This is a genomic window from Amycolatopsis taiwanensis DSM 45107 (assembly GCF_000519205.1).
GTDB classification, from domain to species: domain Bacteria; phylum Actinomycetota; class Actinomycetes; order Mycobacteriales; family Pseudonocardiaceae; genus Amycolatopsis_E; species Amycolatopsis_E taiwanensis.
Map to the genome: position 1 here is coordinate 137702 of NZ_JAFB01000022.1, position 20708 is coordinate 158409.

The 20708-nt window shown below is 69.0% G+C and carries 19 protein-coding genes; 11 read left to right on the plus strand and 8 right to left on the minus strand.

Annotation, left to right across the window (positions count from 1 at the left end; translation table 11 throughout):
• Positions 1-4: 4 nt before the first annotated feature.
• Positions 5-1432 (plus strand): MDR family MFS transporter, encoded by a 1428-nt coding sequence (locus A3CU_RS45205; protein ID WP_043841423.1) that lies wholly within the window; start codon positions 5-7, stop codon positions 1430-1432.
• Here A3CU_RS45205 and A3CU_RS0117610 read toward each other — a convergent pair whose 3' ends face one another.
• Positions 1433-2080: a response regulator transcription factor gene (locus tag A3CU_RS0117610; protein ID WP_027943432.1), complete on the minus strand. Its 648-nt coding sequence runs from the start codon at positions 2078-2080 to the stop codon at positions 1433-1435.
• Entirely contained in the window at positions 2065-3321 is a 1257-nt protein-coding gene (locus A3CU_RS0117615; protein ID WP_027943433.1) for a sensor histidine kinase, read from the minus strand. The genes A3CU_RS0117610 and A3CU_RS0117615 overlap by 16 nt, the downstream gene beginning before the upstream one ends.
• Positions 3322-3556: 235 nt before the next feature.
• Here A3CU_RS0117615 and A3CU_RS0117620 point away from each other — a divergent pair, with 235 nt between their 5' ends.
• From A3CU_RS0117620 to ahpF, 3 genes are all read left to right on the plus strand, one after another.
• The gene (locus A3CU_RS0117620) at positions 3557-3985 is read left to right on the plus strand and encodes a hypothetical protein (RefSeq protein WP_027943434.1); all 429 of its coding nucleotides are present in this window, start codon (positions 3557-3559) and stop codon (positions 3983-3985) included.
• Between the two features lie 304 nt (positions 3986-4289).
• Complete coding sequence (gene ahpC, locus A3CU_RS0117625; RefSeq protein WP_027943435.1) at positions 4290-4853, plus strand: alkyl hydroperoxide reductase subunit C; 564 nt, start codon at positions 4290-4292, stop codon at positions 4851-4853.
• A gap of 98 nt (positions 4854-4951) precedes the next feature.
• On the plus strand, positions 4952-6535 hold the full coding sequence (gene ahpF, locus A3CU_RS0117630; RefSeq protein ID WP_027943436.1) for an alkyl hydroperoxide reductase subunit F: 1584 nt from the start codon (positions 4952-4954) through the stop codon (positions 6533-6535).
• A gap of 13 nt (positions 6536-6548) precedes the next feature.
• Here ahpF and A3CU_RS0117635 read toward each other — a convergent pair whose 3' ends face one another.
• The 6 genes from A3CU_RS0117635 to A3CU_RS0117660 form a co-directional block, all read right to left on the minus strand.
• Positions 6549-7763, minus strand: a complete 1215-nt coding sequence (locus A3CU_RS0117635; RefSeq protein ID WP_027943437.1) for a cytochrome P450 — start codon at positions 7761-7763, stop codon at positions 6549-6551.
• Positions 7764-7770: 7 nt separating this feature from the next.
• On the minus strand, positions 7771-8973 hold the full coding sequence (locus A3CU_RS0117640; protein ID WP_027943438.1) for an NAD(P)/FAD-dependent oxidoreductase: 1203 nt from the start codon (positions 8971-8973) through the stop codon (positions 7771-7773).
• Positions 8970-9170: a ferredoxin gene (locus tag A3CU_RS0117645; RefSeq protein ID WP_027943439.1), complete on the minus strand. Its 201-nt coding sequence runs from the start codon at positions 9168-9170 to the stop codon at positions 8970-8972. The genes A3CU_RS0117640 and A3CU_RS0117645 overlap by 4 nt, the downstream gene beginning before the upstream one ends.
• Positions 9127-9837, minus strand: coding sequence for a TetR/AcrR family transcriptional regulator (locus A3CU_RS45210; RefSeq protein ID WP_052371826.1), 711 nt, complete (start codon positions 9835-9837; stop codon positions 9127-9129). The genes A3CU_RS0117645 and A3CU_RS45210 overlap by 44 nt, the downstream gene beginning before the upstream one ends.
• Positions 9838-9839: 2 nt before the next feature.
• Positions 9840-11060, minus strand: coding sequence for a cytochrome P450 (locus A3CU_RS0117655; protein WP_027943440.1), 1221 nt, complete (start codon positions 11058-11060; stop codon positions 9840-9842).
• 413 nt (positions 11061-11473) lie between these two features.
• The gene (locus A3CU_RS0117660) at positions 11474-12589 is read right to left on the minus strand and encodes an NDMA-dependent alcohol dehydrogenase (protein WP_027943441.1); all 1116 of its coding nucleotides are present in this window, start codon (positions 12587-12589) and stop codon (positions 11474-11476) included.
• A gap of 143 nt (positions 12590-12732) precedes the next feature.
• Between A3CU_RS0117660 and A3CU_RS45215 the strand changes: the two genes are divergently transcribed.
• From A3CU_RS45215 to A3CU_RS0117695, 7 genes are all read left to right on the plus strand, one after another.
• On the plus strand, positions 12733-13587 hold the full coding sequence (locus A3CU_RS45215) for an alpha/beta hydrolase (RefSeq protein ID WP_084143337.1): 855 nt from the start codon (positions 12733-12735) through the stop codon (positions 13585-13587).
• A 181-nt stretch (positions 13588-13768) separates the two neighbouring features.
• The gene (locus tag A3CU_RS0117670) at positions 13769-14818 is read left to right on the plus strand and encodes a LacI family DNA-binding transcriptional regulator (RefSeq protein WP_027943443.1); all 1050 of its coding nucleotides are present in this window, start codon (positions 13769-13771) and stop codon (positions 14816-14818) included.
• The gene (locus tag A3CU_RS0117675) at positions 14818-15786 is read left to right on the plus strand and encodes a carbohydrate ABC transporter permease (protein ID WP_245617143.1); all 969 of its coding nucleotides are present in this window, start codon (positions 14818-14820) and stop codon (positions 15784-15786) included. Before A3CU_RS0117670 ends, A3CU_RS0117675 begins: the two co-directional genes overlap by 1 nt.
• A gap of 2 nt (positions 15787-15788) precedes the next feature.
• The gene (locus tag A3CU_RS0117680) at positions 15789-16616 is read left to right on the plus strand and encodes a carbohydrate ABC transporter permease (protein WP_027943445.1); all 828 of its coding nucleotides are present in this window, start codon (positions 15789-15791) and stop codon (positions 16614-16616) included.
• 121 nt (positions 16617-16737) lie between these two features.
• The gene (locus A3CU_RS0117685) at positions 16738-18012 is read left to right on the plus strand and encodes an ABC transporter substrate-binding protein (protein ID WP_027943446.1); all 1275 of its coding nucleotides are present in this window, start codon (positions 16738-16740) and stop codon (positions 18010-18012) included.
• Between the two features lie 48 nt (positions 18013-18060).
• Positions 18061-19263 (plus strand): ADP-ribosylglycohydrolase family protein, encoded by a 1203-nt coding sequence (locus A3CU_RS45220; protein ID WP_043841426.1) that lies wholly within the window; start codon positions 18061-18063, stop codon positions 19261-19263.
• Positions 19260-20687: an ADP-ribosylglycohydrolase family protein gene (locus A3CU_RS0117695; RefSeq protein WP_027943447.1), complete on the plus strand. Its 1428-nt coding sequence runs from the start codon at positions 19260-19262 to the stop codon at positions 20685-20687. The genes A3CU_RS45220 and A3CU_RS0117695 overlap by 4 nt, the downstream gene beginning before the upstream one ends.
• The last annotated feature ends 21 nt before the right edge of the window (positions 20688-20708 follow it).

Here is a 20708-nt window from a genome sequence, read left to right on the forward strand (position 1 = left end):
TGCCATGTCAGTTGAGACCCGGGAACGGCCGGCCGTGCACGCGGGCCGCACACCGATCGTGGTGCGGCTACTGGTGCTGGCCACGTTCGTGGTGATCCTCAACGAGACTCTCATGATCAACGCGGTGCCGCGGTTGATGGACTCGTTGCGCATCACCGAGCAGACGGCGCAGTGGGTCTCCACCGCCTTCATGCTCACCATGGCCGCCGTGATCCCGGTCACCGGCTGGTTCCTGCAGCGGGTCACCACCCGCCAGTCCTATGCGATCGCGATGGGCGTGTTCCTCGTGGGTACCGCTGTTTCCGCCGTCGCGCCGTCCTTCGAGGTTCTGTTGCTGGGGCGGGTGGTGCAGGCCGCCGGCACCGCCGTGATGATGCCGCTGCTGATGACCACGTTGATGACCGTGGTGCCCGAGCGGGACCGGGGCCGGGTGATGGGCAACGTCACTCTGGCCATGTCGGTGGCGCCCGCGCTTGGGCCTGCCGTCTCCGGGCTGGTCCTGCAGTTCGGCTCCTGGCGACTGCTGTTCGTGGTGGTCCTGCCCATCGCCGCCGGCGTGACCCTGTTCGGGCTGCGCAAGATGGACAACATCGGCGAGCCGGAGGCGAGTTCCATCGACTGGTTCAGCGTTGCCGTGGCAGCGCTCGGCTTTGGCGGCCTGGTGTACGGCCTGAGCCTCTTCGGCGGAAGCGACTCCCGCGTCGGGCTCGGCATCGGCATCGTCGTCGCCGGGGCCGCGGCCATCGTGGTTTTCGTGATCCGCCAGCTCAAGCTGCAACGCGCCGGTGCGCCGCTGATGGACCTGCGTGCCCTCCGGCACCGCACCTTCGCGTTGTCCTTGGCACTACTGTCCGTCGGCTTCCTGGCGATGCTCGGGTCGATGATCCTGCTGCCGCTGTACCTGCAGCACCTGCGTGAGCTCAGCCCGCTGGAGACCGGCCTGCTGGTGATGCCGGGTGGTCTGGCGATGGGCCTGCTGGGACCGACCGTGGGCAGGGTGTTCGACCGGTTCGGTAGCCGGCCGCTGGTGCTGCCCGGCTCGATCGGCACGCTGCTCGCCCTCGGCGGGTTCACCCAGGTCTCGTTGACGATGCCGTACTGGCAGGTGCTGGCACTGCACACGCTGCTGATGGTGAGTCTGGCGGCGATGTTCACCCCGGCCTTCACACTCGGCATGGGCGCGCTTCCCCCGCACCTGTACTCGCACGGCAGCTCGATGCTGGGGACGTTGCAGCAGGTCGCCGCCGCGTTCGGGACCGCGCTTGTGGTGACCGTGATGTCCGCCCGCGCCGGCCACCTGGTCGCCGACGGGGTCGCCGCCGCGCCTGCACAGGTGAGCGGGATGAAGCTGGCTTTTGGGATCGAGGCCGCGCTCGCCCTGGTGACGGTCCTCATTGCGGCGAAGCTGCCACGCCGCAACGTACCAAACTGATCAGGGCTCGTTCAGGTAGGTGAGGACGGCGAGGACACGGCGGTTGCTGTTGTCGTCGTCGGTGATGCCGAGCTTGCCGAACAGGGAAGTGGTGTACTTGCTGATGGCGCTTTCGCTGAGGAAGAGCCGACGGCCGATGGCCTGATTGGACAGTCCCTCGGCCATGAGGCTGAGCACGGAGTGCTCGCGCTCGGTGAGCCGTTCGAGCCGCTGGTCGGCGGAGCCGCTGGAGAGCAGTTTGCCGATGACGGCCGGGTCCATCGCGGTCCCGCCGGCGGCGACGCGTTCCAGGGCATCGATGAACCCGTCAGCGTCGAACACGCTCTCCTTCAGGAGATAGCCGACGCCGCCGGCGCCGTCGGCCAGGAGTTCACGGGCATACAGCTGTTCGACGTGCTGGGACAGGATCAGGACCGGCAGGCCGGGCAGTTCGCGGCGAGCGGTGAGAGCGGCCCGCAGGCCCTCGTCCGACTGGGTTGGTGGCATGCGGACGTCGACGATGGAGACATCCGGCCGGCGGGTCAGCAGCGCGTCGAGCGTCTCGGGCCCGGTGGTCGCCGTCGCCACCACCTGGTGTCCGTATGCCTCGAGGAGGCGGACCATCCCGTCACGCAGGAGGTAGAGGTCTTCGGCTACGACGATTCGCATGGCACCACCATTCTCGCGCGGGTCGGGCCGCCTGCCGGGCTGGTCAGGTCGAGGGTGCCGTCGAAGGCCGCGAGGCGGCGGCGCAGCCCGGAAAGCCCGCCGCCGGCGCCCACGCCGGCCCCGCCCCGGCCGTTGTCCTCGACGTCCACGACGATGCCGGTGTCGTCCCGGGTGATGGAGATCCGCGCCTGGGTCGCATGGGCGTGCTTGACCGAGTTGGTCAGCAGTTCCGCGATCCCGAAGTACAGGGCCGACTCGATCGGCGAGTCCAAGCTGAGCTGCCCCTCGGCGCGGACACTGGTGTCGAGCGGGCTGTCCAGGACAAGAGCGCGAACGGCATCGACAAGCCCTCGCTCGTTCAGCACCGGCGGGCTGATTCCCTTGACCAGGTCGCGGAGCTCGGTCAGGGAGGTCGCGGCGCCGGCTCGCGCTTCCCGCAGCAGCGCCCTGGTCTGGTCAGGGTCGGTCTCCAGCAGCTTTTCGGCGGTCGCCAAGGAGAGTCCGAGCGCGACCAGGCGTGCCTGCGCTCCGTCGTGCAGATCCCGCTCGATCCGGCGGATCTCGGCGGCTTGCGCGACCGTCGCGTCCGCGCGCTGTGCCGTCAGCTCGTCGACCCGGTCCGCCAGCGCCATCGCCGGCGATGGGCGAAGGAAGCGCACGGCCACCGGCTCTACGGAGCGCCAGGCGTACGGGGCGCTGGCGATGGCGACGACCACGCCGAGCACCCCGATCAGGAACGCAGGGACTGTTGACCGGCCGAACCCGAGGATCGCCGCCGCGATCCCGGCCGGCGGGACGGCCGAGGGCACACCCACGACGATCGGCGCGAGCGCGGTGAACCGCAGGTCTCGCCAGGTGGCGGGATCGCTCCACCAGAGTCGCAACCGCTGATCCTTGTGCGCGTCCCGCCTGCTGCGCGTGTAGGAGAAACCGTTCCACCAGTACCCGGTTGACAGCTGTACCACCGGCACGGATTGACGATACCCGGCGGGAAGGACGGTGTCCGTCCACTTCGCAACGAGGGAGCGGACCATCCGGCTCACCGGGCGGCCCAGGGCGAGCGTGCCGATGCCCGCCCAAATGAACGGCGCTATCCACGACCACGGGCTTGCGCCCCACCAGATCCACAGCGCCACGGCAGCGGCCCACACGGCCGGGACCAGCATGGCGACGACCATCACAACGCACGCTCGCATGAATCCCGTGCAGGCACTCGTCACCCACGACACCAGCTGTCGCATGATCCTTCCTTTTCACTTCGTGACTTCGACCGTGGCGCCGGGGATCCCCGCGTTGCGCCGAGCCGGCCGGTACGGCTTGGTGTCTCCACTGTGCACCGGATCGAGCCCGGAAACCTGCGGATTCGGGCTGAAGTAGGCCTAGCCCCACCCAGCCGTACGTCCAGACCGATGTCGCACCACGCATGCGCTCCCTAGCGTCGACACCTGGTCAGACAACGCAACCGAAGAGGGAGACATGGCAACCACCAACCGCGCTGCGGCCGTCCACCGTCCACATGCGCAACAAGCCTTCGGCAAGGTGACGAAATCCGTTGCGGCCTATGGAGCATTCAGCGTCGCAGTCCTCATCGTGGTCGTCATCCTCTCGCTGACGGGTCGCGAGGTGACTTCGTTCATGTGGGGCCGAACAGGCGGAATGTTCGCGAGCGCGGCGGTGACCTGTTGGCTGACCGTCCTCGCCGCACGGGGAGCGCGATCGGCCTACCTACGCGTGCGCATCATCGTCGTCGTCGCGCCGATCGCGATCATCGCCATCGACAGCATCCCCGGTGCCCTCCCGCCGTGGTTTGTCGTGATGCAGATCGCAGGCGCGCTCGCGCTGGTCCCAGCCGCGTTCATCGTCAACCGATCCGAAGTGCGCGCCGCCTTTCCCAAGTCACACTGAGCCCCTGGATACGCGCGCCTGGACCGGGAACATGTGTTCCTGGACCGGGAACATGGATGCCTGGACCGGGAACATGCGCGCCTGAACCGGGGACACGCCAGGGGAGGAGGTGCGATGATCGACACAGTTTTCGCTTCCCGTTGGCCTGCCGGGTTCCCGGCAGCCCGCCCCGTTGGTCCGCGGCTGGGTGTTGACCTGCGGGTTTCGCGCGACGGAGGTCAAGTGACACGGGTCATTGTCCCGTCGGTGCGGCGTTCTAGATTGGTATGGTTCCAGAAAACAGGCTTTGGAGGGTTTGTCGCCGATGGCACTGATCAACACAGAGATCAAGCCGTTCACCGCCACCGCGTTCCACAATGGATCGTTCGTCGAGGTGAGCGATCAGGACCTGCGCGGTAAGTGGGCGGTCGTCTTCTTCTACCCGGCCGACTTCACGTTCGTCTGCCCGACCGAGCTCGGTGACCTGGCCGACAACTACGCGGAATTCCAGCGGCTGGGCGTGGAGATCTACTCGGTGTCCACGGACACCCACTTCACCCACAAGGCGTGGCACGAGACCTCCGACACGATCGGCAAGATCACCTACCCGATGATCGGTGACCCGACCGGCGAGGTGACGCGGAACTTCGACGTGCTGCGCGAGGGCCAGGGCCTGGCCGACCGCGGCACCTTCGTCATCGACCCGGACGGCGTGATCCAGGCCATGGAGATCACCGCCGAGGGCGTCGGCCGCAACGCCGCCGAGTTGCTGCGCAAGGTCAAGGCCGCGCAGTACGTCCGTGAGCACCCGAACGAGGTTTGCCCGGCGAAGTGGGAAGAGGGCGAAGACACGCTCACCCCGTCGCTGGACCTCGTCGGCAAGATCTGACCGAACCCAGCAACACATCGCTGACACCTCGCCCGGCGCGTGCCGTGTCCCACCACGCGCCGGGCCGTCCGACGCTGACCTGACCCGGAGGTCTCTCCATGCTCGACAAAGGACTGTCCCAACAGCTCGCCCAGCACCTCAAGCTGCTCCGGCAGCCGGTCGAACTGGTCGCCTCGCTCGACGACAGCCCCAAGTCCCGGCAACTCGAAGAGCTGCTGGGTGAGGTCGCGGCGCTGTCGGAGAAGATCACGGTGGTGCGCCGGGACGACGACGAGCGGCGCCCGTCGTTCGCCATCGCCCGGCCGGGGACGGACGTTTCGGTCCGCTTCGCCGCGATCCCGCTCGGCCACGAGCTGACCTCGTTCGTGCTCGCCCTGCTTCAGGTCGGCGGCCATCCGCCGAACGTTTCCCAGGAGGTCGTCGAGCAGATCCGGGGGCTGGACGGCGAGTACGACTTCGTCACCTACCTGTCGCTGTCCTGTCAGAACTGCCCCGACGTGGTGCAGGCGCTCAATCTGATGAGCGTGCTCAACCCGAGAATCCGGCACGTCGCCGTGGACGGTGCCCTTTTCCGGGACGAGGTCGAGGCCCACGGGGTGCTCGCCGTGCCCAGCGTGTTCCTCGGCGGCGAACTGTTCGACCAGGGCCGGATGACGCTCGAGCAGATATTGTCCAAACTGGACGAGTCCGCCACGGAGCGTGCTGCGGCCGCGCTCACCGAGAAGGATCCGTTCGACGTGCTCGTGGTGGGCGGCGGCCCGGCCGGGGTGTCGGCGGCCGTCTACGCGGCGCGCAAGGGCATCAGCACCGGTATCGTCGCCGAACGCGTCGGCGGCCAGGTGCTCGACACGATGGCGATCGAGAACCTGATCTCGGTTCCCTACACCGAGGGCCCGAAGCTCGCGGCGGCGCTCGAGCAGCATGCCCTCACCTACGACGTCGACATCATGGAACTGCAGCGGGCCACCCGGCTCGTGCCCGCGCAGACGCCCGGTGATCTTCACCAGGTCGAGCTGGAAAGCGGAGCCGTGTTGCGGGCCGGCGCGGTGGTTCTGGCCGCCGGCGCCCGCTGGCGCCAGATGGGCGTGCCCGGCGAGCAGGAATACCGCAACAAGGGCGTCACCTACTGCCCACACTGCGACGGTCCGCTGTTCAAGGGCAAGCGGGTGGCGGTGATCGGAGGCGGCAACTCCGGTGTGGAGGCCGCGATCGACCTGGCGGGCCTGGCGGCGCACGTGACCGTGCTGGAGTTCGACGGGCGGCTCCGGGCCGATGACGTCCTGCAGCGCAAGCTCCACAGTCTGTCCAATGTGGATGTCCTGCTCAACGCGCGCACGACCGAGGTGGCCGGGGACGGCGCCAGGGTGACCGGACTGACCTACGAGGACCGGACCTCCGGTGAGCAGCGCCGGATCGAGCTCGAAGGCGTCTTCGTGCAGATCGGCCTGCTGCCCAACACCGAGTGGCTCGACGGGACCGTGGAGCTGTCCGACCGCAAGGAGATCGTGGTCGACGAACGCGGGACGACCAGCGTGCCCGGTGTGTTCGCGGCGGGGGACTGCACGACCACGCTCTACAAGCAGATCGTGACGGCGATGGGCTCGGGATCCACCGCGGCGCTGAGCGCCTTCGACCACCTCATCCGCGTTTCCACGCCCGCCGCCGCCGACACCGCCGCCTGAGCCGCGGCCCGGGTTACCAGGTGACGGGAAGTTCGTAGACGCCGTAGACGGAGCCGTCGTGCTTGAACGGTATCCGTTCCAGGTCGGCGGCGAGCCGCAGAGTGGGGATCCGCCGATAGAGGGTGCCGTAGACGACCTGCAGCTCCATCCGCGCCAGCGACTGGCCGAGACACTGGTGCACGCCGAAACCGAACGCGACGTGGTGGCGCGCGTTGCGGGTCAGATCCAGGTTGTCCGGGTCGGCGAAGGCATCGGGGTCGCGGTTGCCGATGTCGTTCGGGAAGATCACGCCGTCCCCGGCGCGTAGCGTCTGCCCGGCGAACTCGATGTCCTCGAGCACCGCGCGCCGCCGCCCGTTGTGCGTGATGTTCAGGTAGCGCAACAGTTCCTCGACCGCCGAGGAGACCAGGTTCTCCTCGGCCCCCTCGCGCAGCAACGCGAGCTGTTCCGGGTGCTCGAACAGGGCCAGCGTGCCGAGCGCGATCATGTTGGCCGTGGTCTCGTGCCCGGCGATGAGCAGCAGCACACCGATCTGGGCGGCTTCCTCCTGGGTCAGCTCCCCGGCCCTGATCCGGCCGGCCAGCCCGGAAAGCAGATCCTCGCCGGGATTGGCGAGCTTGTCGCCCACCAGCCGGTGGAGGTACCCGGCCAGCGCGCGCATCGCCGCGTTCCGCTCGGCCGTCGTGGCGGTGCGCCGGATGATGGTCTTGCTGTGCTCCTGGAAGAAATCATGCTCGGCATACGGCACACCGAGCAACTCGCAGATCACCAGCGACGGCACCGGCAGCGCGAAGGAGTCGACGAGATCCACGGGATTCGGACCGGCCAGCATCTCGTCGATCAGGCGGTCCACGATCTTCTGGACGGCCGGTCGCATCGCCGACACTCGCCTGATCGTGAACGGCGCGGTCACCATCCGGCGCAGCCGCGCGTGCTCGGGGTTGTCCATCAGGATGAAGCTGATCTTCGACCCGCCGCCGTTGTTCGCGGCCGGGCTCGGATAGCCGGGGCTGGCGATGTCGGCGCTGATCCGGGGGTCGGCCATGAGCTTGCGCTGGTCGGCGTAGCGGGTCACCAGCCACGGAGTGCTGCCGTCCCACAACCGGACCTTGGTCAGCGGACCCTCGGCCTGCAGGTCCCGTAGCCGCGGCGGCGGGTCGAACGGGCAGCCTGCTGCCCTGTCCATGGGGTACTCCGGGATCGCGGCCGGATCAACAGCGCTGGTCATCCTTCTCCTAATTGGACGTCAGTGCGGAACTGTGGGTGGGCGCGGCGTGTGAATCGACGACCTCCTGCCGGCGCAGGCGGACCTGCTTGGGCATGTTCCAGCCGAGCACACCGGCGACCCGGTCTTCGTGCTCGTACCGCGCGACGAACCGCCCGCCGTCCTCGGCGCTGTCCACAATGGATACCTGCGCACCGGTCGGTAAGGTGCCATGCACCTGGATCTTCACGTCGAACTGGTCCGTCCAGAAGTACGGCACGGGGGTGTAGGGCTCGTCCGCGCCGAGGATGTTGGCCGCGACGGCACCGGCCTGCTCGGTGGCGTTGGTGCGGTTCTCCAGCCGCAGTGACCTGCCGAGCGGTTCGTGGTGCCAGCGGGCGACGTCGCCGACCGCGTAGATCCCGTCCGCCGCCCGGCAACGGGAGTCGCACACCAGGCCGTTGTCCAGGCGCAGGCCGCTGGTCTCCAGCCAGTCCACCACCGGCACGGCGCCGATCGCGACCACGACCACGTCGGCCGGCAACACCTCGCCGGTTCGCAGTTCGACCCCGGCCACCCGCCCGTCCTCGCCGGTGAGCCTGCGCACCCCGGCGCCAAGGCGTAGCCGGATCCCGTGCCGGGCATGCAGCCCGGAGAGCGTCTCCGAAACCCGTTGCCCGAGCTGCGCGGCCATCGGCGCCGGCATGGGCCCGGCCATGGTCACGTCCAGACCCATGCCCTTGGCGGTGGCCGCGATCTCTGCCCCGAGCACACCTTCGCCGACGACCACGAGCGTTTTCGCGGCCAGCAGGTCCGCCCGCAGGGCCAGCGCGTCCTCCAGCGTGCGCAGTACATGCACACCGCTCAACTCTTCCTGCCCGGGAAGCGTCCTCGGTCGCACTCCGGTGGCTACCACGATGGCGCCGGAGCGCAGGGTTTCGCCGGACGCGGTGCGCACCTCGCGTGCGCGCGGGTCCAGGGCGACCGCCGGGTCCCCGAGCACGAACTCGGCGTCCAGTGTGGATAGTCGCTCCGGGGTGCGGAGCGTGGTGCGCTCGGGCGGCCAGGCGCCGGCGAGCACCTGCTTGGACAGCGGCGGCCGGTCGTAGGGTGCGTGCGCCTCGGCGCCGAGCACCGTGATCATGCCCTGGTAACCCTTGCGTCGCAACGCTTCCACTGTGGACAGACCGCCGGCCGCGGCACCGACCACCAGCACGCTGTCCGGGATGTTCACGCCTGCTCGCTCAGCTCGATCACCGAGGCCGGGCACACGTTGGCGGCCTCGCGTACCGCCGCGTGCTGCTCCGCCGGCGGCTCGGCGTCGAGCAGGATCACGATGCCGTCCTCCTCACGCTGGTCGAACACCTTCGGTGCGGCCAGCACGCAGCTACCGGCGCCGCAGCACTTGTCCTCGTCGACGGTGATCTTCATGTCGGTTTTCCTCCTTCGATGGGTCTGGTGTGACCGGCGCCAGCCACAGCCCGGCGATCGCGTCGATCAACCCGTCCGCGGCGTGCCGCCAGCTGGGCCGGGGCGTGGGGGTGCGTTCGGCGAGTGCGCGCTCGCGTTCGGCGAGCATGTGCACCATCAGCTGACGGCTCATGTCGCTGCGCTCGAGAAAGACCTCGACCGGCAGCTGGGGCAGGCACCGGTTGAGCCCGTCGATGGCCTGCACCAACGACGGCGAGGTCAATGACTCGTCGAGCATGATCTCCCGCAGCACCGGGTCGGTCATCAGCTGTGCGCCGAAGCGGGCGAACCAGGTGGGGTTGCCGTGCTCGGCCAGGTAGTCGGTGATCGGGCGGACCAGGCAGGACGCCCAGTCGCGCACGTCGGTGGAGTTCCCGGTGTCGGCCACCCGTTGCTCGCGGAGCCGGTCGATGCACCGGGTGTGCTTGCGCACGATCGCCCGGACCAGATCGGTCTTGGTGCCGAAGTGGTAGCCGACGGCGGCGTTGTTGCCCTGCCCGGCGGCTTCGCTTATCTGACGGTTGGACACCGCGAACACCCCGTGCTCGGCGAACAGGCGTTCCGCGGCGGACAGCAACAGCTCCCGGGTCGAGTTGACCCGCTCTTCGCGCGCCGTCCGCCCGGCCATGGTCACCACCGCACCGGGACTTCGCGGAGACCGCCGACCACCAGTCCTTCCAGGCGGTTCAGCTCGGTGGCCGGGACGGCGAGCTCGAGGGTCGGCAACCGGCGCAACAACGCCTCGAGCACGACCTGCAGCTCGGTGCGCGCCAGTGCCTGTCCCAGGCACGAGTGCGCCCCGCTGCCGAAGGCCAGATGCGGGTTCGGTGTCCGGGCGAGGTCCATCTCGTCCGCGCCTTCGAAGGCCGCGGTGTCTCGGTTGGCCGCGGCCATGCTGCACATCACCGTGGTGCCGCGCGGCAGCGTGGTGCCGCCGATTTCCACGCTCTCGTTCAGGTAGCGGACCATGCCGACGCCGGCGTTGGCGTCGAACCGCAGGGCCTCCTCGACCGCTGAGCGGACCAGTGACGGGTCCGCGAGGAGCTGCTCCCAGCGCCGGCGGTCGGCGAGCAGCATGGCTACCATCTTGCCGATCATGTTCGCCGTGGTCTCGTGCCCGGCGACCAGCAGGCCGAGGCCGGTGGCGACGAGCGCCGCGTCGGACATCCGCTCGCCCGCGGAGTCGGTGCTGGTGATGAGCTCGCTCAGCAGGTCATCGCCCGGCGCCGCGCGCTTGGTGGTGATGTGTCCGGCCATGTACTCGTGGAACTCGGCCTGCGCCGCGAGGACCTCGGCCTCGGTGTAGCGAGTCAGATTGAGCAGGGTGTCGGACCAATAGGAGAACCGGTCGCGATCGGATTCGGGCACGCCCAGCATGTCGCAGATGACCCACACCGGCAGTGGGAAGCCGAGCCCGGCCTTGAGGTCCGCGGGCCGGCCGTGCTTGATCATCTCGTCGATGAGCCGGTCGGCCATCACCTCGATGCGCGGGCGCAGCATCGCCATGCGCTTCGCGGTGAACCACCGGTTGAGCATCCGCCGCCAGCGCTGGTGCCCCTCGCCGGTCTGCGGCAGTACTTTGCTCATCTCACTGTTGAACACCCCGCCCGACTCGCTCGCGGTGAGGCGCGCGGCGTCGGGTGCGTCGAGCTGGCGGCCGAAGCGCGGGTCGGACAGCACCTGCCGGACATCGTCATAGCGAGTGACCAGGGACGCCTCGTCCCCGCTCGGCAGCTTGATCCGCGCGACCGGGCACTGCCGGCGCAGCCGTTCCCACTCGGCCGGTGGCTCCAGAGCCGTGGGGCTGGTGAGCGGGTAGTCCAGCACCTGGTCGTCCGGCTCGTGTTTCACCGTGCGTCCTCCTCAGGATCGACCTCGAGTACGTGGCCAGCTAACCGCCTCAGCCGAATTAAGTCAAGCGACTGCTTTAATCTTACGGCGTACCGCCACGCCACTCGAATCCGGTCTCGTTCCTCCTTGAACACGGGTTCCGGTGCTGGACCGGCGGGCAATCCGGAAGGAATTCCCGGCCGCGCACGAGGCGATGCCGGCGCTACGCAAGGACCGGCCAGTGGTTCCCGATGGGGCGCGGGGTTGTTCGCCATTAATCTGGGCGATGATGTCTCGCCGACACTGGTTCGCGGCAAGCCGCTGGGGCGTTCGGGAACGCCTTGTGGCGAGCGATCTCTGTCCGCCCGTGTCGGCCCACGGCTAAGCGCGCGGGAGCAGCACGGCGAGACGGGTACGGATCCGCGTAGCGCCGATCAGGTGTCGTGCAGGATCAGGCCGCGGATGTTGCGGCCCGCGTGCATGTCCGCATAGGCCTGGTTGATCTGGTCCAATGTGTACGTCGTCGTGATCAGTTCGTCCAGTTTGAGCGTGCCCGCCTGGTACATCCGCGCGAGGCGGGTGATCTCGTAGGAGGGCGTGCCCATGCCGAAAATGACGCCCTGGATGCGTTTCTGCATCATGGACAACAGCCACAGGTTGATCGGCAGGCCTTCGTCCTTGACGTCGCCGATGCCGGTGACGACGACGGTACCGAACTTCCCGATCGCGTTGACGGCCTGTGCGACGTGCTCGCCGGTGGTGACCCCGACCGTGACGATCGCGGCGTGCGCCCCTTGGCCGTTGGTGACCGAGCGGGCGAAGTCCGCGGCTTCGTCGATGTCGGCGAAGGAATGCGTCGCCCCGAACTCCAACGCTTTCTCGCGCTTGAACGCGACCGGGTCGACCGCGATGACATGCGCGGCGCCACGGGCGCGGGCGCCCTGCACCGCGTTCATGCCCACGCCGCCGACGCCCATCACGATGACCGTGTCTCCCGCCGAGACCTCCGCCCCGTACTCGGCGGAGCCCCAGCCGGTCGGGACTCCACAGGACAACAACGCCGCGACGTGGAAGGGCAGGTCGTTGTCGACCTTCGTGAGGGAGAACTCGGGCACGACAGCGTGCTGGGCGAACGTGCCGACCATGGTCATCTGGGCCACGTCCGCACCGTCGAGGTGGGCGCGGTAGGTGCCGTCGGTCATGCAGCCGCTCAACGCGTACATGCCCAGATCGCAGAGGTTTCCCCGGCCGGACGAGCAGGGCTCGCAGCGCCCGCAGGAGGGTACGAACTGGGCGACCACGTGGTCGCCGACCGCGAGGTTGCGCACCCCCGGGCCGACCGCTTCGACCACACCCGCGCCCTCGTGCCCGCCGATCAGCGGCAGGTGCGGCGTCGGCATGTCCCCGGTGGTCGCGTGGTCGTCGGAGTGGCACAACCCGGCCGCGACGAACCTGACCAGCACCTCGTTGGCGGCCGGCTCGTCCAGTTCGATGTCCACGATCTGCCACTTGCCCGGTTGCTCGAGCAGCGCGGCCGCACGGGTTCGCATCCTTGCCCCACCTTCCCGGAGTAGAACAGGTTCTACTTTCAGTCAAGCGTACCGGCGCCCGATTGGCAAGGTCTCTTCATGGAGAACCCAGGGCGCAACCGGAAGGGCTTTCCAGTGTCTTTGAGCACATGGGGACGAACCAGATGTTCAGTAGGCGACGTGTGCTCGTCGGTGGGCTCCTCGCCGGTGGCCTGGCCGTCGGTTACGGCGCCGGGATGCTGGGCGGGGTGCTGCCGGGCGGAACACGGCTACGCCGCGAACTCGGCCTGACCGGGCCGGACGGCGTGGTGCCGGACGTGCCGGCCGCGACCGTTGGTGCACAGGTGCGGTATTCGGCGGCTCGTGGGCGGACGGTCAACCTCGTGACGATGGTGCCGGTGTCCGCGGACCACACTCGGCTACCGGTGTTCCTGGTGCTGCACGGTCGTTCCAGCAGCGCGCAGGAGATGGTCGGACTGGGCCTGCCTCGCTTCCTCACGGCCGCGGTGGCGGCTGGGGCCAAGCCGTTCGCGCTGGTCGCCGTCGATGGCGGCGACTCGTACTGGGTGGCCAGGGGAGCGGACGACCCGCAGGCGATGGTGCGCAACGAGCTTCCGGGCTGGCTGGACGAGCTGGGGCTGGCCCGGCCGAGTGCCGTGCTCGGGATTTCGATGGGATGCTTCGGGGCGCTCGTCCTTGCCCGGAACGAACCACTGGCCGCCGTCGCGCTGATCAGCCCGGCGCTGTTCGAAAACTGGCCGGACGCCGCCGCCCGGAATGCCTTCGCGGACGAGACCACCTGGGTCGCGTCAGAACCGCTTCGCCACGTCGCCGATCTGCCGCCGAGCCTCCCGATCGGTATTTGGTGCGGCGAGGAGGATCCCTTCTACCCGGCAGCGAGGCGGTTCGCCGAGCAGGCTCACCCCGCGGTGGCCGCCTTCGAGTCTGGCGAGCACAGCGAAGGCTACTGGCGCCGCGTAATGCCGAGTGTGCTGGGTTTCCTCGGCGCGCGGGCATGAGAGAGCCGGCTGAACCACCGTCGTGACCTGGGCTCGGCCGGGCTGGTTGACAACTTGCCAGCCGCATGGCAGGCTCCGGGACCAATCCGCTGAAAACGTTTCCAAGTCGGCTGCCGCGCGCCTGGAAACGTTTCCAATCCGCCGGGTCGGGCTGCTCGTTTCACGACGTCGTGGAGGGACGATGACATCAACACGGGCCACGCTGTTACAGGTGGCCGAGCGGGCCGGGGTTTCCCTGGCCTCGACCTCTCGCGCCCTGCACGGGACCGGCGCGAGCAAGGAGATGGTCGAGCGGGTCCGGGCAGCGGCGGAGGAGCTCGGTTACAGCCCCGACGCCATCGGGCGGTCGCTGCGGATGAAGAAGACGTTCCAGATCGCGTTCGCGGTGGCGGACATCGGCAACCCGGTCTACGTCGAGATGTTGCGGGCGATCCACGAGGTGCTCGACCCGCACGGCTACCGCGTCGTCGTAATGTCCACAGGAGACACCGCCATGTCGACGGGCGAGCTGGTGCGCAGCCTGAGCAGCGGCTTCGTCGACGGCATGATCGTCGTCCCGCTGCGGACCGATGACGAGCTGGTCCGCGAGATCCGGCAGGCGCCGGTGCCGGTCGTGGTGATCGGCCGGGCGATGGACGATCAGGGCATCAGCTCGGTCTCCACCGATTCCGCGGCGGGGATCGGGGAAGCGGTCCGGCACGTGTACTCCCTCGGCCGCCGGCGGATCGTCTTCCTCAACGGTCCGCGCGAGACCACCCCGGGTGCGGCTCGCCAGCGCGGTTTCGACGCCGCCATCGCGGCCGAAGGCTTCGCCGCCGAGCGCGTCGAGACCGAGACCGTGAACGATTTCACCGTGGCGGCCGGTCTGGCGGCCGCGCGCCGGCTGCTGGCCCGCGCGTCCGGGCCGGCGGACCGGTTCGACGCCGTCGTGGCGGCCAACGACCTGCTGGCCATCGGCGCGATCCGCGCCGTACGCGAGCTCGGCTTGTCGGTGCCGGAGGACGTGGCGGTGACCGGCATGGACGACACCGAGATCGGCCAGGTGTTCCTGCCGAGCCTCACCAGCGTGTCCCTGGGCTCGGCCGAACGCGGCCGCGCGGCCGCCCGGCTCATGCTCGGGCTCGCCGACGACCCCGACCAGCCTTCGCGGCAGGTCGCCGTCGGACCAACCCTCATGGTGCGCGAATCCACGGTTCCGGCCTCCAGCGTCGGCACGGGCAAGGGTGCGTGATGCCGATGTCGTCCCTCGCCACGGAAACACCGGCGCCCTCGCCGGCCACCGGTCGCAAGCCCGCAAAGCGTTCCCGGGGAACGCTGGCGCGTAGCCGGCGGAACGAGGCCATCGGCCTGGTAATGCCGTCGTTGATCCCGATCCTCATCTTCAGCGTCGCGCCGCTCGTCGTCGGCGTGGTGCTGGCGTTCACTTCCGCACGGCTGGTGCGCAACCCCGAATACGACTTCGTCGGGCTGGACAACTTCGTGCGTCTCGCCGGCAATTCGCTGTTCTGGGAGTCCTTCCGGATCGGTCTGATCTGGACGGTCAGCGTCACGGTGCTCCAGCTCGTGGCGGCGATGGGCCTGGCGCTCCTGCTCAACTCGGGCCTGCGCCTGCAGGGCCTGACGCGGGTGCTCGCGCTCATTCCGTGGGCGATGCCGCCGGTGGTGGTGGCGATCATGTGGGAAATGATCTACTCGCCCAACGGTGGTCCGCTCAACGCGTTTCTCGGCGCGCTGGGCCTGCCGAGCGACATCAACTGGCTCGGCGACTTCGCGACGGCGTTGCCCGCCGTGATCCTGGTCGGTGTCTGGGTCGGTATGCCGCAGACGACGGTCACGCTGCTGGCCGGGCTCCAGCAGGTTCCGGCCGAGCTGCACGAGGCGGCGGCCGTGGACGGAGCCGGGGCATGGCGCAGGTTCACGGCCGTGACGTTGCCGAGCCTGCGACCGATCATCACGTCCATCACGTCGCTGAACTTCATCTGGAACTTCAACTCGTTCTCACTGATCTACGTGCTCACCAACGGCGGTCCGGGCGGTAAGACGATGGTTCCGGTGCTGTTCACCTACCTGGAGGCCTTCCGCAACCGGGAAATCGGCTACGCCGCGGCGATGGGTGTGGTGCTGGTGATCGTCATCGTCGTGCTGCTGGCCGTCTATCTCCGGTCGCAGTTCCGCAACGACAGCGAGCGGGGGCGGTAGCCATGCGTCGACTCGTGCGCCCAGCGCAATATCTTGCCCTCGCGGGGTATCTGGTGTTCCTCGGCTTCCCGCTGCTGTGGCTGATCTCGGCGTCGGTGAAGTCATCGGCGGAGCTCAACTCGCTCACGGTGAGCCTGGTGCCGCAAGAGTGGCACTGGGAGAACTACACGGATGCGCTCGCCCGGCAGGGCCTGGTGCATTCCGCCGTGAACAGCGTGGTGGTGGCGCTGGTGGCCACCGCACTGGTGATCGTCATCGCGTTGCCGGCGGCCTACGTGCTGGCCCGGCTCCGGGGTAAGGTCCGGATCGCGGGGGTGGCGTGGATCCTGGTGAGCCAGGTCTTTCCCGTTGTCCTTGTCATCCTGCCGCTGTTCCTAGTGCTGCGGATGCTCGGACTGACCGACAGCCTCATCGGGCTGACGCTCGTGCACACCACGTATTTCCTGCCGTTCGCCTTGTGGACGTTGCAGGGCTACGTCAGCGCGGTTCCCGCGGAGCTCGAAGAGGCCGGCGCGATGGACGGCGCGGGGCGGTTCACCGTGCTGCGCAAAATCGTGTTCCCGCTCCTGGTCCCGGGCGTTGTCGCGACGGCGATGTTCAGCTTCGTTTCGTCGTGGAACGAGTTCTTCTTCGCGCTGGTTCTGTTGCAGTCGCCGGAGAACTACACGCTGCCCATCACCTTGAAGATGTTCATCGGCGGCGAGGGCAAGGTCGCGCTCGGGCCGCTGGCCGCGGGCGCCGTGCTCGCCGCGATTCCCAGCATCGTCTTCTTCACCATCATGCGCAGGAAGCTCGCTGGCGGGCTGATGGCCGGGGCGGTGAAGGGATGAACCACCCGCGGACCCCGCTCATATCAACGGGACACGCGCGACCGGCACCGCATCTCAAACAGCCAGAGGCACTGAGCGCGGTTCAGCCCGTCGGCGTGTGAGACAAAAGAAAGGACGACCAATGAAGTTTCGTCGTGCGTTGACCGCCGGATGCCTCGCGGTTACCGGCATGCTGCTCGCCGCGTGCGGCAGCGGAGGCGGTGACGGCAGCGGGCCGGTGACCCTCACCTTCCAGTCCCTGTCCGACCAGCCGGGTGCGATCGCGGCCACGAACCAGATCGTCGACACCTGGAACAAGGCTCACCCCGATGTGCAGGTGAAGGTCGTGCCGGCCGGCTGGGACGGCGTCTTCGACAAGCTCACCACCGAGTTCAACTCGGGTACCGCGCCCGACATCATCCACGACGAGGCGGCGGGCATCGTGTCGTTCGCCACCGACGGGTACCTCGCCGACCTTTCCCCGTACCTTTCGGACAAGACGCGTGCCGATATTCCGAAGGGAGTCCTCGACTCCGTCACGGTCGACGGTAAGGTGATCGCCTACCCGACCGAGATGCAGTCCTATGTGGTCTTCGCGAACAAGGGCCTGCTCGAGCGCGCCGGCGTCGCGATTCCCACCGGCCCCACGATGACCTGGGACCAGCTGCGCCAGATCGCCAAGGCCACCACCTCCGGCGACACGTACGGGCTCGGCTGGGGACTGTCCAGCCCCACCGCCGCGTTCGTGGCCATGGCTGCCGGTTTCGGCGGGCAGTACTTCCAGGGAAGCGGAGCCGACACCGCGCTCACCATCGGTCAGGGTGAAATGGCGCTGCCCGAGATGGTCGACACCATGGCGCACAAGGACAAGTCGATCCTTCCGGTCAGCCTGACGCAGTCCGGTTCCAAGGTGCTCGCGTCGTTCTACGCGGGCCAGGTCGCGATGACCATCCAGGGCTCCTTCCAGGCCGCGAACATCGCCAAGGACGCGCCCAAGGACCTCGACTGGATCATTCTCCCGCCGCTGGCCGGATCGGCCGGGCCGGCGCAGGCCGCCAACCCGCAGACCCTGTCGGTGAGCAAGGACTCCAAGCACGTCAAGGAGGCCGCCGAGTTCATCGAGTTCTTCACCGACACCGAAAACCTTGCCTCGCTGAATGAGGCCGACAGCCTGATTCCCGCCACGTCATCCGCGCGGCAGGCACTGTCGACCAAGCTCGGCGCTCAGAACGGCTGGGACGTCATCCTGTCGTCCGGTGAGTACCTGACCTCGGCCCCGTACCTGTTCGTCGACAAGTACGCGCAGTGGAAGGACACCGTCGCCACGCCTGCGTACCAGCGGTTCCTGGCACAACAGATCGACGCGAACGGCCTGGCCAGCCAGCTTCAAGACGGTTGGAAGAGCATCTCGCGATAGCGATCGGAAGAGCATCTCGCGGTAACGATCGGAAGAGGAGCGAATTCGTTGACCTGGCTTGAAGACCGAGCTGTGGCCGTGATCACCGGTTCGGCGGTTGGGGACGCGTTGGGTGGCGCCACCGAAGGGTGGACGTCGGAGCAGATCGAGCAGCGGCACGGTGGCCGGGTGACCGGCATCGTCGGACCGTGGTACCCGAATTGGCGGGAGGCGCGTCCCATTGCGCCGTACCACAAGGGTGACGGGCACATTACCGACGACAGCCTGATGACGCGGGCACTCGTCGAGGTGTACGCGAAGCGCCGCGCCCACCTTGACGCGTACGCGATGGCCGAAGATCTCGTGCCGCTGATGATCGGCGAACCCCGTTGGGTCCCCGAGCTGGAGTCGACGGCGCTGCTGCTGCAGCGCGTGTTCCTCGCCGAGAAGTGGATCGTCGCGAAGCTCCACTATGGACACGCGGACCCGCGCGAGGCGGGCGTGGGCAACATCGTGAACTGTGGTGCGGCGATGTACATCGCGCCGGTCGGGATCGTGAACGCCGGAGATCCACGGGGTGCCTACGCCGAGGCGATCGACCTCGCCGGTGCCCATCAGTCCAGCTACGGCCGCGAGGCGGCGGGGGTTTTCGCGGCGATGGTCGCGGCCGCCGTCGCCCCCGGCGCGAGCCTCGACGACGTGGTCACGGCCGCGCTCGAGGTCGCGCACGACGGGACCGCCGCGGCGCTTCGCGCGGTCGCGGACGTCTTCCGCGGATGGACCAGTCCGCCGAGCACGGACGACGAGGAGCGTGCCCTCGCGCGCCTCGTCCGGGAAACGGTCGCCCCGTTCGATTCGGTGGGACCGGACTACCGGCAGATGTCGCTGGACGCCCGGCGCCCGTCCCGGACGAAGTCCATCGAGGAGCTGCCCGCCGCGCTCGCGTTCGTCCTCGGCCATCGGGGCGACTACCGCGGCGCGGTGCTCGCCGCGGTGAACTACGGCCGGGACACGGACTCGATCGCGGCGATGGCCGGCGCGATCTGCGCCGGCCTCGGTGGCAGCGCGGTGGTCCCGGCCGAGTGGCTCGACCCGATCAGCGAGGCGAGCCGGATGGACATCCGGGAGACCGGGCGGCTGATGGCCGCGGCCGCCGCGGACATCCTCCGCGCCGACCGCGAACGGGCGCTTGCCCGGCTGGCCGCGCTGGACGGGCTCGAGGCCGCGGAGGTCGCGGCTCCGGCGGGGAAGCCGGCGGAGGAACCGGCATGAGGCTCACCTGGGCGCAGCCCGAGGACCTGCTCGCACACGAGCTCGTGCAGTCGGCGGTGGAGGGTAAGGACGTCAGCGCGGTGCGGGCGCGCTGGGTGGCGGCCGGTGGTGACCCCGTGCCCGCGGTGAGCGGGGCCGGCCCGCGGCCGGCGTCGCCCGCGCTGCGGGCACTCGCCCGGGAACTGCTCGACGAACTCGGTGCGCTTCCGGCCGGACCCGCGCCGGACGAGCCGGACGGCTGGGACGCGATCGCCGCGTCGCTGCCGCCGGCGCCCGGCCTGTCAGAGCGGGTCTGGGGGCTTGCCCCCAGGCGGGGTCTGGGGGTTGCACCCCCAGACAACACCGCCGGCTACGACCGGGTATCCGGGGCGTGGACCGGTCGCGCGGCCGGCTGCCTGCTCGGCAAGCCCGTGGAGAAGATCCCGCGCGAGGGCATCGAGGAGATCCTGCGCGCGACCGGCCGCTGGCCGCTGGACCGGTGGTTCACCGCGGCCGGCCTGCCCGGCGAGGTCGCGCAGCGCTGGCCCTGGAACCGGCGTTCGGCGGTCACGTCGCTGGAAGAGAACATCGACGGGATGCCGGAGGACGACGACCTCAACTACCCGATGCTCGCGCTCACCTTGCTCGAAACGCACGGTCGCGGCTTCACCACCGAGGACGTCGCCCAGCTGTGGCTCGACAATCTGCCCGCCGGGCGCGTGTTCACTGCCGAGCGCGCCGCCTACCGCAACGTGCTCGACGCGCGTCCCGTGCCCGAGACCGCCACGCACCACAACCCGTTTCGCGAATGGATCGGCGCGCTCATCCGCACCGACGTGTTCGGCTGGGTCTCGCCGGGCGACGTGCGCGCGGCCGCGCGGCTCGCGTGGACGGACGCTCGGCTCAGCCATACCCGCAATGGCGTGTACGGCGCGATGTGGGCGGCGGGACTCGCCTCGGCGGCGATGGTATGTGCCACGGTGGACGAGGTTCTCGACGCGGCCGAGACGGTAATTCCGCCGCAGAGCCGGCTCGCGCGGGCCGTGCGGTTCGGGCGCGAGCTGGCGGCCGAGGGCGACGGCGCAAATCCCGAGCAGGAGGTGCGGTTCGGGCTCGACCGCCTGCATGCCGCATATGGTGACCTGCACTGGGTTCACGTGCTCAACAACGCGGCGGTCATCGCCTACGCGCTCGCGAAGGGCGGCGGGGAGTTCGGCCCGAGCGTGTCGATCGCCGTGACCGCCGGCTGGGACACCGACTCCGCGGCGGCGACCGTGGGCGGGGTCGTCGGCGCATTGCGCGGTGTTGACGGCATCGGAGAGCGGTGGAGCGCACCGCTCGACGGCCGCATCGCCACCTCGCTGCCGGGCGGGGAGCAGCGGATTGCGGATCTCGCGGCGCGCACGACCGCCCTCGCACGCAAATTCGGGGAGGAACGAGCATGAATCGCGGTGGCGCGCGAACTC

Bases quoted from the DNA above. Each gene is read 5' to 3' on its own strand.
- A3CU_RS0117685 (WP_027943446.1), top strand. From the start codon at position 16,738: ATGAAGTTTCGTCGTGCGTTGACCGCCGGATGCCTCGCGGTTACCGGC.
- A3CU_RS0117660 (WP_027943441.1), bottom strand. From the start codon at position 12,589: ATGCGAACCCGTGCGGCCGCGCTGCTCGAGCAACCGGGCAAGTGGCAG.
- A3CU_RS0117645 (WP_027943439.1), bottom strand. From the start codon at position 9,170: ATGAAGATCACCGTCGACGAGGACAAGTGCTGCGGCGCCGGTAGCTGC.
- A3CU_RS0117680 (WP_027943445.1), top strand. From the start codon at position 15,789: ATGCGTCGACTCGTGCGCCCAGCGCAATATCTTGCCCTCGCGGGGTAT.
- A3CU_RS0117610 (WP_027943432.1), bottom strand. From the start codon at position 2,080: ATGCGAATCGTCGTAGCCGAAGACCTCTACCTCCTGCGTGACGGGATG.
- A3CU_RS0117675 (WP_245617143.1), top strand. From the start codon at position 14,818: ATGCCGATGTCGTCCCTCGCCACGGAAACACCGGCGCCCTCGCCGGCC.
- ahpF (WP_027943436.1), top strand. From the start codon at position 4,952: ATGCTCGACAAAGGACTGTCCCAACAGCTCGCCCAGCACCTCAAGCTG.
- A3CU_RS0117615 (WP_027943433.1), bottom strand. From the start codon at position 3,321: ATGCGACAGCTGGTGTCGTGGGTGACGAGTGCCTGCACGGGATTCATG.
- A3CU_RS0117635 (WP_027943437.1), bottom strand. From the start codon at position 7,763: ATGACCAGCGCTGTTGATCCGGCCGCGATCCCGGAGTACCCCATGGAC.
- A3CU_RS0117695 (WP_027943447.1), top strand. From the start codon at position 19,260: ATGAGGCTCACCTGGGCGCAGCCCGAGGACCTGCTCGCACACGAGCTC.
- A3CU_RS45215 (WP_084143337.1), top strand. From the start codon at position 12,733: ATGTTCAGTAGGCGACGTGTGCTCGTCGGTGGGCTCCTCGCCGGTGGC.
- A3CU_RS0117670 (WP_027943443.1), top strand. From the start codon at position 13,769: ATGACATCAACACGGGCCACGCTGTTACAGGTGGCCGAGCGGGCCGGG.
- ahpC (WP_027943435.1), top strand. From the start codon at position 4,290: ATGGCACTGATCAACACAGAGATCAAGCCGTTCACCGCCACCGCGTTC.
- A3CU_RS45205 (WP_043841423.1), top strand. From the start codon at position 5: ATGTCAGTTGAGACCCGGGAACGGCCGGCCGTGCACGCGGGCCGCACA.
- A3CU_RS0117620 (WP_027943434.1), top strand. From the start codon at position 3,557: ATGGCAACCACCAACCGCGCTGCGGCCGTCCACCGTCCACATGCGCAA.
- A3CU_RS45210 (WP_052371826.1), bottom strand. From the start codon at position 9,837: ATGGCCGGGCGGACGGCGCGCGAAGAGCGGGTCAACTCGACCCGGGAG.